Source organism: Microbulbifer agarilyticus (genome assembly GCF_001999945.1).
GTDB classification, from domain to species: Bacteria; Pseudomonadota; Gammaproteobacteria; order Pseudomonadales; family Cellvibrionaceae; genus Microbulbifer; species Microbulbifer agarilyticus_A.
Genome location: NZ_CP019650.1, coordinates 3,777,501 through 3,790,879, shown reverse-complemented (window position 1 = coordinate 3,790,879; position 13,379 = coordinate 3,777,501). Strand labels below are relative to the sequence as shown.

The following is a 13,379-nucleotide window of genomic DNA, read 5'->3' as shown; positions in this document are numbered from 1 at the left end:
ACGATCGTTTCATTTCTGCAACTCGCGGGGCGCGCCTTTGACTGCCGACAGCTCTTCTTCACTTTCCCTGCTGTCTTTGCTGACTCCCACCACGATTTTGTTGGTGGTGACGACGGTAGTGAGCCTTGCCGCGCTGTACCTGTCACCGCGTTTGCTCGAAGAGTGTGCCTTCCGCCCCTACCGCGTATGGCGCGGACAAAATCTTGATTCCATTTATCTGGCCGGCTTCGTACATGCAAACCTGCTGCACCTTACGGTCAACATGTGGTGCCTGTGGCTCTTTGGCAGCGAGCTTGCCGAGCGCATTGGCGGTACCCTGTTTGTGCTGCTGTACGCGCTGGCACTGATTACCAGCCACATACCCACTCTGTTCAAAGAGCACGATAACCCCCAGTACGCCAGCGTCGGCGCTTCGGGAGCCATTTCCGCGGTGGTGTTTGCCTATATCGTGTATTACCCGCAGTCCGAGCTTTACCTTTTATTCCTGCCGATTCCGCTGCCGGCTTGGCTGTTTGGTGTTTTGTATTTGATTTACAGCGTCTATGCCAGCCGCGATAAGAGCAGTCGCATCAATCACGACGCGCACTTCTGGGGTGCGGTCACCGGTCTGGTATTTGTCCTGTTTACCGATCCGGCGGCTTGGGCGCGCCTGCTGTGAGCATTCGTATTCTTTGATTACTTTCACCAAAACATAAAAAAACACTTGGGGGACTTATGACTTTTTCTCGAATCGTAGGGATAGCGGGGCTGATATTCGCCCTGTTGCCAATCTGCGCTATGGCACAGGCCGTGGAGGAGGCTGCAGAACCGCAGTTGAGCGAGGAGCAGCAACAATATCTGGCATGGGCCCAGGAAACCTGGGATCGCATCGAGCGTATTAGTGGCACCGTGGAATTGCCCGGTGGGGTAGCCAGCCTCGAGGTCCCCGAATCCTTTTACTACCTGAACCCCCAGGACAGCAAAGTGGTGCTGGAGGAAATCTGGGGTAATCCGGAAAGCGAGCTGACCATGGGTATGTTGTTTCCCGTCGGCAGCACGCCGTTTGATGGCGACTCTTGGGGTGTCTCCATTGAGTACAGCGAGGAGGGCTATATTCGCGACGATGATGCCGCCGATATCGATTACAGCGACTTGTTGCAGGATATGAAAGCGTCGACGCGCGAGGAAAGTAAATACCGCGTGGAAAACGGCTATGAGTCCATCAGCCTGGTGGGCTGGGCGGAAGCGCCCTACTACGATGCCGAACAGAAAAAGCTCTACTGGGCCAAGGAGCTGACGTTCGGTTCTATGGACACCAACACGCTCAACTACAACATCCGCGTGCTGGGGCGCAAAGGCGTACTGGTGCTGAACTTTATTGCCGGTATGACGGAGCTGGAAGATATCAAACAAAACCGGGACACGGTGCTGTCCATGGCGAGCTTTAATCCCGGATACAAATACGAAGAGTTTGACCCGGAAGTAGACAAGGTGGCGGCCTATGGGCTGGGCGCTCTGGTTGCCGGTAAGGCGCTGGCGAAAACGGGTGTACTGGCCGGCCTGCTGCTGTTTTTGAAAAAATTCTGGGTGTTAATTCCGCTGGCGTTTGGCGCGCTGTTCAAACTTTTCCGGCGTGGCAGAAAGTCTGGCGAATAATTTTGCGCAGCAAAATACTTCAAAGACAAGGGCCGGAATATCCGGCCCTTTTTATGTGCTGAACGGAGTTACTGAGCTTGCAATAACTGGGCGGCTTCTTCCGCAAAATACGTGAGTACGCCGTCGGCGCCGGCGCGTTTGAACGCGAGCAGCGATTCCAGAATGACTGCATCGCGGTTTAGCCAGCCATTTTCGAACGCCGCGCAATGCATGGCGTATTCACCGCTGACCTGATAGGCAAAGGTTGGTACCTTCAGTTCGTCCTTCACCCGTCGCACCACGTCCAGATACGGCATGCCGGGCTTGACCATAATCATGTCGGCACCTTCCGCCAGATCAAGTGCGCACTCGTGTAGTGCTTCATCACCGTTAGCCGGATCCATCTGGTAGCTGAACTTGTTGGCGCCCTTCAGGTTGCCGGCGGAGCCCACCGCATCGCGAAACGGTCCGTAATAGCTGGACGCATACTTGGCGGCGTAGGACATGATTTGTGTGTTGGCGTGGCCATCCCGTTCCAGCGCGGCGCGCACAGCGCCGATACGCCCGTCCATCATGTCGGACGGTGCCACCACATCGGCGCCGGCCTCTGCGTGGGACAGGGCCTGCTGCACCAGTACTTCCACGGTGTCGTCGTTAACGATATAGCCCGCATCGTTCATCAAGCCGTCCTGACCGTGGCTGGTAAACGGGTCCAGTGCCACGTCGGTAATCACGCCCAGTTCCGGCGCGGCGTCCTTGAGTGCGCGCACCGCGCGCTGGGCCAGCCCGTCTTTGTCGTAAGCGGCACGCGCATCGTCGGATTTCGCCGACGGGTCTACCACCGGGAACAGTGCCACCGCCGGGATACCGAGCTGCACCAATTGTTTGGCCTTGGCGGTGAGCAGGTCGACACTCAGCCGTTCCACGCCGGGCATGGAGGCCACTTGCTGGGTCTCGTCGCGGCCTTCGATTACGAACAGCGGTAGGATCAGGTCGTCACTGCTAAGGCGGTTTTCTCGCACCAGACGGCGGGAAAACTCGCTGGCGCGCAGGCGGCGCGGGCGGCTGTGCGGGAACTGTCCGCGGTGGGAGGTGAAGCTCATGGCAGCGCTCGCTTATTTCAGTTTGGCGAAGACATTTTTCGCCGCGTCGATGGTGGCTTCGATATCTTCGTCGGAGTGCGCCGCAGACATGAAGCCGGCTTCATAGGATGCCGGTGCCAGGTACACACCTTCTTCCAGCATGCCGTGGAAGAAGCGGTTGAAGCGGTCGGTGTCGCACGCCATTACCTGCTGGTAGTTGGTGACCTGGTCGGCGTCGGTAAAGAAGAAACCGAACATGCTGCCAACTTTATTGGCGGTCAGCGGAATGTCCGCCGCCTTGGCCGCATCCAGCACGCCTTCCACCAGGCGGTCGGTCTTGGCTGTCAGTTCGTCGTAGAGGTTTGGCTCTTGAATCAGCTGCAGGGTTTCCAGTCCCGCCACCATGGCCATGGGGTTTCCGGACAGGGTGCCGGCCTGGTACACCGGGCCGAGTGGTGCAATCTGTTCCATGATTTCGCGCTTGCCGCCGAAGGCGCCCACCGGCATACCGCCGCCAATGACCTTGCCCAGGGTGGTGATGTCCGCGTCGATGTCGAAGTGTCCCTGGGCGCCGGTCAGGCTAACCCGGAAACCGGTCATTACTTCGTCGAGAATCAGCACTGCACCGGACTGGTCACACACTTCACGCAGGGTTTCCAGGAAGCCGGGAATCGGCGGGATACAGTTCATGTTGCCGGCAACCGGCTCCACGATAATGCACGCGATCTGATCGCCAATTTCGGCGAAGCACTTTTTCACGCCCTCAATATCGTTGTAGGTGAGGGTGATGGTGTGGTCTGCCAGTGATGCGGGCACGCCCGGGGAGGACGGTACGCCCATGGTCAGCGCGCCGGAGCCGGCTTTTACCAGCAGGGAATCGGAGTGGCCGTGGTAGCAGCCCTCGAACTTCACGATCTTGTCGCGGCCGGTGTAGCCGCGCGCCAGGCGGATGGCGCTCATGGTGGCTTCGGTACCGGAGTTTACGAAACGCACCAGGTCCATGTTCGGCCATACACGGCACAGCTCTTCCGCCAGCTCTGTTTCGAGCTCGGTGGGGGCGCCAAAGCTCAAGCCGGACTGGGCCTGCTCCACGACCGCGTCGATCACGTCCGGGTGGGCGTGGCCCAGTACCATCGGTCCCCAGGACTGTACATAGTCGATGTAGCGTTTTTCATCCGCGTCATACAGGTAGGCACCTTCGGCGCGCTCGATAAATACCGGGGTGCCGCCCACTGCGCGGAAGGCGCGCACCGGCGAGTTAACGCCGCCGGGGATGACTTTCTGGGCTTCGGCAAAGAGAGTTTCGGACTTGCTCATAGAAATACAGATACCGGGTAGGGAGCGGTGACGGGGGCACCGGGATGAAAATTTGCGCGTATTATCCGCGCCCCGGCCGTGCACCGCAAACTGCGCGAGGGTGCCGCAACAGGGTTCTATGAGTGGGTGGGGGAATGGTCAGTCTTTGCAGGCCCAGAACAGTCGGTTGGGTACCGGTCGTCCCATGCCGAGGCGTCGGCTGTCGGCAATGGCGCTCCAGGTAAATTGCTGGCTGCGGTTCACCGCCTCCAACATGTTCAAGCCGTGGGCTATGTGACAGGCGATCGCCGTGGTCAGGGTCCCACACACACCATAGGCCGCAGGCTGCAGGCGTTTCCAATGGAATTCGCGAATCAGGCCGCGCTCGTCGTAGAGGCGATTTTCCAGCTGCTGATCTTCCGCCGGTACCCCGGTCAGCAGCAGGTAGCGACAGCCGCTTTCCAGTAGCTCCTGGGCCTGGGCGTCGTAGACGTCGGCCTCGCCGGCCATGGCGCGGGCCTCGCGTCTATTGGGCGCAACCAGGGTGGCGAGCGGCAGTAACAGATCACACATGGCGCGCCACAGGGGCGGCGCCAGCAGGCTTTCCTTGTCGGCCAGAGTGGCGTCGGGATCGATGATCAGCGGGATATCCGGGTAGTCGCGGAGCACGCTGTGCATGGCGTGCACATTTTCCACCGAGCCGAGATAGCCGATTTTGATGGCCGCCACCGGCATGTCTTCGAGAACCGCCCTGGCCTGTTCCACCAGCAGGTTGTCGTCTACCGGGGCAACGCCGGCGAGTTCACTGGTGTCCCCTACCGTAATCGCCGATACCACCGAGGCGCAGTGGCACCCCAGGCTTGCGGCCGTTTCCGTATCTGCCGCAATACCGGCGCTGCCGCTGGGATCGTGGTGGGTGACGGTGAGGACGACAGGTTGTTGCGTATCCATGGCGTTAGGGAATCTTTGGCAGGTTTCCTAATTCTAGCTGCGTCACTGGTAGTGACAGGGCTGCGACGAGGGCTCACGCGCCCCTGTGCGGGGCGCGTGGCGGCTTAAAACGGTTTTACTACCGCGAGAATCACAATCGCGATCAGTGCCAGCACCGGCAACTCATTGAATACGCGGAAAAAGCGTCCGCTTTTGGTGATGTTGTCGGCGGCAAACTTCTTCACGAAGCTACCGCAGATGTGGTGATAGCCGATCAGCAGCACCACCAGGGTGATTTTGGCGTGCAGCCAGCCAGCGGACTTGTAGTACTCGGGGTTGTAGGTAATCAGCCAGATGCCAAAAATCAGTGTGGCCAGCATGGAGGGGATGGCGATACCCCGATACAGGCGGCGCTCCATAATCTTGAAGCGGTCTTTACTCAGCGCGTCGGTAGCGTCCACGTGGTACACAAACAGGCGCGGCAGGTAAAACAGCGCGGCAAACCAGCACACCATGGCGATAATATGAAAGGCTTTGACCCACAGCATTGAGGCTCCTTACCCCGCAGGGTTTGTTGTTGCCGTTTTGGCTTATTGTTGATCAGTGTCCTATGGCGAGGCTCACTGGCGGTAATAATGTTCTATATGCTGGGGCAAGATAATACCCGCCACATCGCAGTTGCGTACACCCGAACTGCCCTGGTCGTAATCCCGGCCGATATACAGTGCGCCCACATCGCGCCGTTCCAGCGTTTGCTGTGCTTCGAGTAGCGTTGCCCGCCAGCTCAGCGGCGCCATTTCCAGGCGCTCGCCGGGCAGGCGCAACAGATCGATCTTTTCTTCTTGTGCGGGCTTTTGCTCTTTGTCTTCCGGTTCTTTCTGCGGGCGCTGGAGGAAATGCGCCAGGTCAGCGGTGCGCAGCGCCACCGCGCTGTCTTCGGTGTCGACCAGCAGCCAGGCGGGTTTCTGGTCGATTAGCCGTTGTGCCTGTGCCTGGTCCAGCAATTGTGGGGCTACCGCGATGGCTCGCTCCATTGCCCCTGCCACCCCTACCCGGCTCAGCATTTGCGCCCGCCAGCTGGGGGTGCCGCTTTTGCCGAGGGCGCGCAGCGATTCCTGATAAATCCCATCGGTGGAAAACAGCTGACGACTCACCAGGCAGGCAACCACGATGGATAGCATGGCGGGGAACAGCACGTTGGCGTTGTAGGTCAGTTCCAGAATGGCCAGCAATGCCGCCAGCGGCGCATTCAGCATGGCGGCCATCATCGCGGCCATGCCCACCATCGCATAGAGTCCGGGGCTGGCAGTGGCCTCACCCAGCATAATATTGGCCAGATGGCCGGCGGCACCGCCGATACAGGCACCGAGAATCAGGCTGGGGCCAATAACCCCGCCGGGGATGCCAAGTCCGATTGCCAGGGATGTGGCGGTGAGCTTTGCCAGCACAATAATGGTCAGGGCGACAACGCCGATTTGCCCGAGCATGGCCAGCTCCATGGTGTCGTACCCGGTGCCGAGTACCTCGGGAATCCAGATAGCCAGTAGCCCGGTGGCCGCACCGGCAACAGTGAAGCGCAGCAGGGGAGAATATTTTTGCTGGAGTGGCACCAGTTTGCGCTGGCTGATGATAAACAGCGAGGCGAGCGCGCCGATTGCCAGCGCGCACGCAAACAGAATGGGTAGCTCTGCCAGTGACTGCAGTTGCGACGGGGGCACGTTGAACATGGTTTGGTGGCCGAACGCCAGACGCGTGGCCGCGCTGCCGCTCACCGCCGCGATCATCACCGGCAGGAACCCCGCGACCGTGTATTCCAGCATCACTACTTCCATGGCGAAAATCACCCCGGCCAGGGGGGTGTTAAATGATGCGGCAATCGCTGCGGCAACCCCGCACGCGAGCAGGGTGCGCCGGGCGTTATTGGGCAGGCGCAGGCGCTGCGCCACCCAGCTGCCGGTGGCGGCACCCAGGTGAACGGAAGGGCCTTCGCGGCCAATGGATTGGCCACTGAGCAGCGCCAGTGCGCCGCCAAAGAACTGCAGAATCGCGTTTTTGGTGGGCATCTTGCCCTGATGGTTGTGCAATCGGTCGAGCACGTGAACAACACCAACCGGGCGCCCGGAGGGTGCGATCCAGTGGAATATCAGCCCGAGAATCATTGCACCGACCACGGGCAGCATGAAGCGCCACTCCGGCGAGAGGGACTCGAAGTCCTCCAGTTTCGGCAGGTACAGGATGGCTGGGCCTTCGCTGAGTTGACGGAATGCGATAATCACCAATCCTGCGCAGATGCCGATAACCAGCGCCAGTAGTACCAGCGTAGAGAGCGCTTGCTGTGCGGATAGTTCGAGTTGCAGGCGGTCGAGAAACTGCGGCCTGCGCAGGCGAGAAAGTGCGGATGCGAAGCGAGATGGGGTTTTCGACTGCGTTCTGCGCCGCACGGTTAATCCTTTAATCTGAGTGGCTTATGGTAGAGTGCACGGCTCAGTATACAGGGGACTTGGCCCGCCAGCAGGGCGCCCCGCAAAGGACAGTGACCAGCAGGCAGTAAAAAGGAGCAAGATCGTGAGTGTCATCAAAGCGGCAATCGTAGGTGGAACAGGTTATACCGGCGTGGAGCTACTGCGTCTGTTGGCTGGCCACAGCGGGGTTGAGGTGAGCGCAATTACCTCCCGCGCCGAGGCGGGCACCGCGGTGGCGGAACTCTTCCCCAGTTTGCGTGGTCACTACGATCTGAAATTTACCGCGCCAGACGTAGATGCCCTGGCGGCGTGCGATGTGGTGTTTTTTGCCACGCCGCACGGTGTTGCCCAGGCGCAGGTGCCGGCGCTGATTGCACGCGGCGTGCGGGTAATCGACCTGTCTGCGGATTTCCGCATACAAGATATAGCCACCTGGGAGGACTGGTACGGCCAGCCGCACGGTTGTCCGGAGCTGGTGCCGCAGGCGGTTTACGGCCTGCCCGAGGTCAATCGAGATCAGATCGCCGGCGCCCAGCTGATTGCTTGCCCAGGCTGCTATCCGACGTCGGTGCAACTGGGTTTGCTGCCGCTGCTGGAGACCGGGCTGGTTGAGTCCACCGGGATCATCGCCAATGCCGCCAGTGGCGCCAGTGGTGCCGGTCGCCAGGGCAAAACAGACCTGTTGTTTGCAGAGAACAACGATACTTTTCGCGCTTATGCGGCCGGTGGGCATCGTCACCTGCCAGAGATCGAGCAGGGCCTTGGCCGCGCTGCCGGTGGCCCGGTAGAGCTGACGTTTGTACCGCACCTGTTGCCGATGGTGCGCGGCATCCATGCAACCCTGTATGCCAAGCTGAAGGATTCCGCCGCGGCGGCCAGTGCACAGGAGGCGCTGCAGCAGCTGTTCGAACAGCGCTATGCAGCGGAGCCCTTTGTGGATGTCATGCCGGCGGGTAGTCATCCGCAGACCCGCAGCGTGAAAGGCACCAATATGTGCCGGCTGTCGGTAATGCGTCCCCAGGGCCGCGACACCGTGGTGGTACTCTCGGCTATCGACAACCTGGCCAAGGGGGCATCTGCGCAGGCGATCCAGAACATGAACATCATGTTTGGCTTAAATGAGAACCAGGGGCTAGAGAGCCCGGCACTGCTGCCTTAGAATCGAAAGCAGTGGCACAATAGAAAAATACACGACACGGCTACAACACGAATCAATCCCATGGCGCGCAAAGTTAAAGGCAGCAAGCAGTACCGAATGAAAGTGGTGCCCCACCGGCCCATCCTGCACGGGGTGTTTTCCGCCCTGGGGGTGAGTCTGCTGGTGCTGTCCACGAGTGCCGGTGCTTTCTTTGCCGGTCAATACCAGATCAGTAAGAGCCTGGACGAGAAGTCTCGTGCCCACGCTCGCGCGCTGGATGAGGTGGATCGCCTGCGTGCGCAGATCGAAACCCTGCGCATCCGCGCGACCACCGCCGAGCAGTCTGTGACCATTGGTGAGCAGGCCAGCGAATCGGTGCGCTCCGAGCTGGTAAGCAAAGACAACCAGATCGCCGAACTGCGCCAGGAAATCGCCTTCTATCGCGGAATCATGGCACCGGCCGAGGGCAGTGAAGGTGTCTCCATTGGTCGCTTCAGCATTTCTGAGGCGGGCGATGGGCGCTATCAGTACAAACTCCTGGTTCAGCAGTCTGCCGCCCGTCACCAGGTGGTGACCGGAGCCGTGCGCTTTACTATTGTTGGACAGGCGGATGGCGAGGCCCGCCGCTATGCATTGGCGGACCTGTCACAGCAGGTGGAAAGCGAATCCATTCCACTGCGATTCAAGTATTTTCAGAATATCGAGGGAGAGCTGCAGTTGCCCGAGGGCTTTGTGCCGGAAGGTGTAGAACTGTCGCTCAAATCCAGTAAGCGCAAAGGGTTCAATATTGATCAGCGCTATGGCTGGCTGGTGCAGCAGAGCTGATTTGCTGAGTGCGCACATGGCACGTTTGGAGCGACCAGACTCCATCCAATTCATGAGGTTCGGTTGAATTATGTTGAAAAAGAAAGAGAAAACTATGGCTAGCACTGGCGGCAACAGCACAACCCTGATTGCGAAACACACCGAAGTAACCGGCGACCTGCACTTTCGCGGCAACCTGGTGGTTGAAGGTACCGTGCGGGGGAATATCAGTGCCCACAGTGACAGCGATGCGCGTCTGCAAGTGGTCGACGGTGGCACCATCGAAGGCGAAATCCGCGTTCCCAATGTCGTGGTAAACGGCAATGTGAAAGGTGATGTGCACGCCAGTGGCCACCTGGAGCTGGCCTCCAAGGCAATGGTTGAAGGCAATGTGCACTACAAACTGATCGAAATGGTAAAAGGTGCCCAGGTTAACGGCTCGCTGGTATCTAATGTAGAAATGGATACCGCCAGCGAACCGCGCATGCTTGGCTTCAACTCCGACGAAACGGTCACCGACGCGGACTGATCCGCCAACTCGGCTGGTGAAACCCGGCAATTAGGGTAATACTTGACCCATTTGCTGGGTTTTATTCATAATGCGCCCAGTCAGAGCGCCCACATAGGGTTGGGGCTGCAAACTGTGTCGAGTAAATTCTATGTCTGAAGCTGTTTCCTTTTCTCCTGAACCTATCCAGGTGACCGAACAGGCCGTTGCCAAGGTGAAGGGGTTGCTGGAAGAGGAAGGCAACCCGGAGCTGAAGCTGCGGGTTTTCGTCACCGGTGGTGGCTGCTCAGGATTCCAGTACGGGTTTACCTTTGATGAGCTGGTGGCCGAAGACGACGCGGTAGTGGAAAAAGATGGTATCCAGGTGTTGGTGGATGCCATGAGCTATCCGTACCTGGTTGGCGCCAGTGTCGATTACGAAGAGGGCCTGTCTGGCTCGCGCTTTGTAGTGCAGAACCCCAACGCATCTTCCACCTGTGGCTGCGGTTCGTCCTTCTCTATCTGATCGCTGATCCGCGTATCAGGTCCCTTCCCGCCACTCAGGCGGGAAAGATCCCTCCCAGTACGGTTTTCTTTGTTGCTCCGGTCACTGCCGGGCAATTGCCATTCAGCCCCAAAATGGTCTGGCGCGCGAGCCACGCAAAACCGGCGCCTTCCACCCAATCTGCATCGATCCCGTAATGATCCGTGGGCGCTACCGTCCAGGTGGGCAGGCGCCTGCGCAAGCGTTCCATCAGGTCGCCATTGCGTGCGCCACCCCCGCACACCAGCAGCTCACCGCCACGGGCAAACTCGTGCACGCCATTGGCGATGGTTGCCGCGGTGACCTCGGCCAGGGTTGCCTGCACATCCACCGGGGTCAATTCCAGCCCGGCGCACGCCATCTCCAGCCAGTTGGGGTTAAACGCCTCGCGCCCGGTGCTTTTCGGCGCCGGTGCGGCGAAGAAGGGATCGTTCAGTAATCGGTTGAGTAATTCCGGGTGCGGGTTGCCACTGGCGCCCCAGGCGCCATCGGCATCGTAGGCCTTGCCGCGATGCAGCTTGACCCAGTAATCCAGCAGCGCGTTGCCCGGGCCGGTATCGTAGCCGCGCACACCGCCATCGGCGGCCAGTTCGGTGATATTCGCCATACCGCCAATATTTACCACCGCGCGGTCGCGGTCGGCGCGAAATACTGCGTTGTGGAATGCCGGCATCAGTGGCGCACCCTGGCCCCCAAGGGCCATATCCCGGCGACGAAAATCGGCCACGGTGGTGATGCCGGTTTCTGCAGCAATGGTATTGGGGTCACCGAGCTGCAGGGAAAATGGGGTTGATACAGAGCCCGGCGGGCGGTGGCGCACGGTTTGGCCGTGACTGCCAATAGCGCGCACTTGCTGCGGCTGCACATCCGCCTGGCGCAACACCGCGAGGGTGGCGGCGGCAAATTCCTGGCCCAGCTGGCGGTCCAGCTGTCCGGAACGATCCAGCTCGGAGGGGCCGGGTGCGCACAGGGCGAGGATGGCTTCGCGCATTTCCGTGGAAATGGGGTGGCCAATCGCCGCGCGGGTTTTGCAGTGTAATTGAGTGCCGGTAGGGGAACTTGATTCAGAAAATTCGACCAGCACCGCGTCGATACTGTCGACGCTGGTGCCAGACATCAGGCCAATATAGAGGTCCGTCATTCAGTTTACGGAGTCCTTCTCTTCGTTATTTTGGGCAAGAGCGGGCTGTTCAAAGCGTTGCAGCTGGGCCAGCAGCGGTTGCGTCTGGGCCAGGAAGCGGTCCATTTCCGAGCTGGCCACGGCCTTCGCCTTGGGCAGCTTGCGCACGATGGTCGCAGGGTTGCGGTGGCGGCCGTCTACCAGGAATTCGTAATGCAGGTGTGGGCCGGTGGCGTAGCCGGTGGCGCCCACGGTGCCGATCACCTGACGCTGCTTGACTCGCTGGCCGCGCTTCACATGGCGCTTGTGCAGGTGCAGGTAGCGAGTGATATAGCGCTCGCCGTGCTGGATAAACACGTAGTTACCGTTGGCCTTGGTATAGCCTGCTTTGACCACGCGGCCATCACCAGCGGAATACACTGGGGTGCCCCGCGGCGCGGCGTAGTCGGTGCCGTTGTGCGGGCGACGGGTTTTGAAGATCGGGTGCAGGCGGCGCGGGTTGAAGTGGGAGCTGATGCGGCCGATGTCTACCGGGGTACGGATGAACGCCTTGCGCATGCTCTTGCCATCAGGCGTGTAGTAATTCACATCGCCATTGCGGTCTATGTAACGGACCGCACTGAAGGTCTTGCCCTGGTTGGTAAAGGACACTGCCTGAATGGCGCCGTTGCCAATCTTCTCGCCATCGATGAATTCTTCATCGAAAACCACGCTGAACTTGTCGCCTTTGCGAATATCCAGTGCGAAGTCGATGTCCGAGCCGAAGATGTCGGCCATCTCCATGATCAGGTTGTTGCTCAGGCCGGCCTTGGTGCCGTCCACAAACAGGGAGCTGTTGATTTCCGCCTGGCGAAACGCGGTATAGCGCTCCGCTTCGCGAGTGTGCAGGGCGTACTTGTACTCGTCGGAGTTATCGCGGCTGAACTCCACCTTGCTGAGGCGGTCCCGGTGCAGCTCGAGAGTCTGCAAGCTGCCCTCACCGTCAATTTGGAAGGTGAGCTCTTCGCCCGGCACCAGTTTGGCCAGTTGTTTCGCTTCTTTGCCGCTGGATAGCAGCTGGTACATTTCCGAGCTGCTGACCCCAGCGCGCTGGAACAGGTCGGACAGGGTATCGCCGTTGCGCACCGTCTCCTGCACAACGCGCAGGCCTTCCATAACACTGGTGGTTTCCGCAGTCTCTGTTTCGGGCGCCCGCGTCGATTCTGCGGTCGATACTTCCGCGTGGCTCAGGGTCACCGGCAGTGCCGTGCGCTTCGCTTCCACTTCCGGCGGCGAAATAAAGAGGACGAGGGCGAGGGCGAAACTCGCCGCGCCGGCGGCAACGGCGTGGGTGCGCGGGAAATGCTTGCCCATAGCGCCGATCAGGCGCTCGTTTTTGCGTCGATTTTGCATGGTTCTATATAGAAGTAGCGCTGACAGTGGTATTTGTTGGGTTCGGGTCAGACGTGAAGCGTTGCGCCGCAGGCCTGTGATCGTCTAAAAAACGAACACCAGGGCGACTTTATAACAAAATTTACGCCGTCGTTCACGGGGTAATTGACCTGTCTGATCAAGATTCAGTTCCTCCACGGGCTCAATTAAGGCCGCCGCACGTCAATGGGGCTTCCCATTGCGCTGTACCGGGTGGCCTCCTGCCGCATAACCGCCCCAAGCTTGTATTTGCCGTAGGATTCGGTACATTTGCAGCCCAATTTTTGGCCGCTGGAACCCTCTTCGGCGGCTTTCTGAGACATCTGATTTTACCGCAAGGGGATACCATGGCCGGAGTGGACGCGACACTACTGGAAGATCTCACGCGCCGCGGGCTGGTCAATCAGGCCACCGGTGACGGCGAACTCGAACTGCATCTGGCAGAGCAGAGTCGCACGCTATATTGTGGTTTCGATCCCACGGCGGATTCCC

Annotated in this window: 14 protein-coding genes (1 of these 14 only partly in view); 7 read left to right on the top strand and 7 right to left on the bottom strand. The window is 59.7% G+C overall.

Annotated elements, in window-relative coordinates:
- Positions 1–37: 37 nt before the first annotated feature.
- Together Mag101_RS15680 and Mag101_RS15675 are read left to right on the top strand one after the other, a co-directional pair.
- The gene (locus Mag101_RS15680) at positions 38–658 is read left to right on the top strand and encodes a rhomboid family intramembrane serine protease (RefSeq protein ID WP_077407157.1); all 621 of its coding nucleotides are present in this window, start codon (positions 38–40) and stop codon (positions 656–658) included.
- A 56-nt stretch (positions 659–714) separates the two neighbouring features.
- On the top strand, positions 715–1,635 hold the full coding sequence (locus Mag101_RS15675; protein WP_077407154.1) for a DUF2167 domain-containing protein: 921 nt from the start codon (positions 715–717) through the stop codon (positions 1,633–1,635).
- A 68-nt stretch (positions 1,636–1,703) separates the two neighbouring features.
- Here the strand turns inward: Mag101_RS15675 and hemB are convergent, their stop codons facing one another.
- From hemB to Mag101_RS15650, 5 genes are all read right to left on the bottom strand, one after another.
- Complete coding sequence (gene hemB / locus Mag101_RS15670) at positions 1,704–2,717, bottom strand: porphobilinogen synthase (protein WP_077407151.1); 1,014 nt, start codon at positions 2,715–2,717, stop codon at positions 1,704–1,706.
- A gap of 12 nt (positions 2,718–2,729) precedes the next feature.
- Positions 2,730–4,013 carry a glutamate-1-semialdehyde 2,1-aminomutase gene (gene hemL / locus Mag101_RS15665; protein WP_077407148.1) on the bottom strand — a complete coding sequence of 428 codons (1,284 nt, stop codon included), beginning with the start codon at positions 4,011–4,013 and terminating at the stop codon, positions 2,730–2,732.
- Positions 4,014–4,151: 138 nt separating this feature from the next.
- Positions 4,152–4,943, bottom strand: coding sequence for a bifunctional hydroxymethylpyrimidine kinase/phosphomethylpyrimidine kinase (thiD, locus tag Mag101_RS15660; RefSeq protein WP_077407145.1), 792 nt, complete (start codon positions 4,941–4,943; stop codon positions 4,152–4,154).
- Positions 4,944–5,047: 104 nt separating this feature from the next.
- Entirely contained in the window at positions 5,048–5,470 is a 423-nt protein-coding gene (hemJ, locus tag Mag101_RS15655; RefSeq protein ID WP_077407142.1) for a protoporphyrinogen oxidase HemJ, read from the bottom strand.
- 72 nt (positions 5,471–5,542) lie between these two features.
- A complete protein-coding gene (locus tag Mag101_RS15650; protein ID WP_077407139.1) occupies positions 5,543–7,363 on the bottom strand; it encodes a chloride channel protein in 1,821 nt (606 codons plus the stop codon).
- 124 nt (positions 7,364–7,487) lie between these two features.
- Here Mag101_RS15650 and argC point away from each other — a divergent pair, with 124 nt between their 5' ends.
- The 4 genes from argC (at position 7,488) to erpA (ending at position 10,339) form a co-directional block, all read left to right on the top strand.
- Entirely contained in the window at positions 7,488–8,543 is a 1,056-nt protein-coding gene (gene argC / locus Mag101_RS15645; protein ID WP_077407136.1) for an N-acetyl-gamma-glutamyl-phosphate reductase, read from the top strand.
- A gap of 60 nt (positions 8,544–8,603) precedes the next feature.
- Complete coding sequence (locus Mag101_RS15640) at positions 8,604–9,347, top strand: DUF6776 family protein (protein ID WP_077407133.1); 744 nt, start codon at positions 8,604–8,606, stop codon at positions 9,345–9,347.
- 94 nt (positions 9,348–9,441) lie between these two features.
- Positions 9,442–9,855 carry a bactofilin family protein gene (locus tag Mag101_RS15635; protein ID WP_232325055.1) on the top strand — a complete coding sequence of 138 codons (414 nt, stop codon included), beginning with the start codon at positions 9,442–9,444 and terminating at the stop codon, positions 9,853–9,855.
- A gap of 130 nt (positions 9,856–9,985) precedes the next feature.
- Positions 9,986–10,339 (top strand): iron-sulfur cluster insertion protein ErpA, encoded by a 354-nt coding sequence (erpA, locus tag Mag101_RS15630; protein WP_010132281.1) that lies wholly within the window; start codon positions 9,986–9,988, stop codon positions 10,337–10,339.
- Positions 10,340–10,373: 34 nt separating this feature from the next.
- On the opposite strand, the gene Mag101_RS15625 is transcribed toward erpA, so the two are convergent.
- Complete coding sequence (locus Mag101_RS15625) at positions 10,374–11,498, bottom strand: anhydro-N-acetylmuramic acid kinase (protein ID WP_077407127.1); 1,125 nt, start codon at positions 11,496–11,498, stop codon at positions 10,374–10,376.
- Positions 11,499–12,869, bottom strand: a complete 1,371-nt coding sequence (locus tag Mag101_RS15620) for a peptidoglycan DD-metalloendopeptidase family protein (RefSeq protein ID WP_077407124.1) — start codon at positions 12,867–12,869, stop codon at positions 11,499–11,501.
- 365 nt (positions 12,870–13,234) lie between these two features.
- On the opposite strand from Mag101_RS15620, the gene tyrS reads away from it, so the two are divergent.
- Positions 13,235–13,379, top strand: the start of a protein-coding gene (gene tyrS / locus Mag101_RS15615) for a tyrosine--tRNA ligase (RefSeq protein ID WP_077407121.1). It continues 1,163 nt past the right edge of the window; the window shows 145 of its 1,308 coding nt (coding positions 1–145); its start codon is at positions 13,235–13,237; its stop codon lies off the right edge, out of view.

Bases quoted from the DNA above. Each gene is read 5' to 3' on its own strand.
- Mag101_RS15620 (WP_077407124.1), bottom strand. From the start codon at position 12,869: ATGCAAAATCGACGCAAAAACGAGCGCCTGATCGGCGCTATGGGCAAG.
- hemJ (WP_077407142.1), bottom strand. From the start codon at position 5,470: ATGCTGTGGGTCAAAGCCTTTCATATTATCGCCATGGTGTGCTGGTTT.
- Mag101_RS15625 (WP_077407127.1), bottom strand. From the start codon at position 11,498: ATGACGGACCTCTATATTGGCCTGATGTCTGGCACCAGCGTCGACAGT.
- erpA (WP_010132281.1), top strand. From the start codon at position 9,986: ATGTCTGAAGCTGTTTCCTTTTCTCCTGAACCTATCCAGGTGACCGAA.
- thiD (WP_077407145.1), bottom strand. From the start codon at position 4,943: ATGGATACGCAACAACCTGTCGTCCTCACCGTCACCCACCACGATCCC.
- Mag101_RS15640 (WP_077407133.1), top strand. From the start codon at position 8,604: ATGGCGCGCAAAGTTAAAGGCAGCAAGCAGTACCGAATGAAAGTGGTG.
- hemB (WP_077407151.1), bottom strand. From the start codon at position 2,717: ATGAGCTTCACCTCCCACCGCGGACAGTTCCCGCACAGCCGCCCGCGC.
- Mag101_RS15675 (WP_077407154.1), top strand. From the start codon at position 715: ATGACTTTTTCTCGAATCGTAGGGATAGCGGGGCTGATATTCGCCCTG.
- Mag101_RS15635 (WP_232325055.1), top strand. From the start codon at position 9,442: ATGGCTAGCACTGGCGGCAACAGCACAACCCTGATTGCGAAACACACC.
- hemL (WP_077407148.1), bottom strand. From the start codon at position 4,013: ATGAGCAAGTCCGAAACTCTCTTTGCCGAAGCCCAGAAAGTCATCCCC.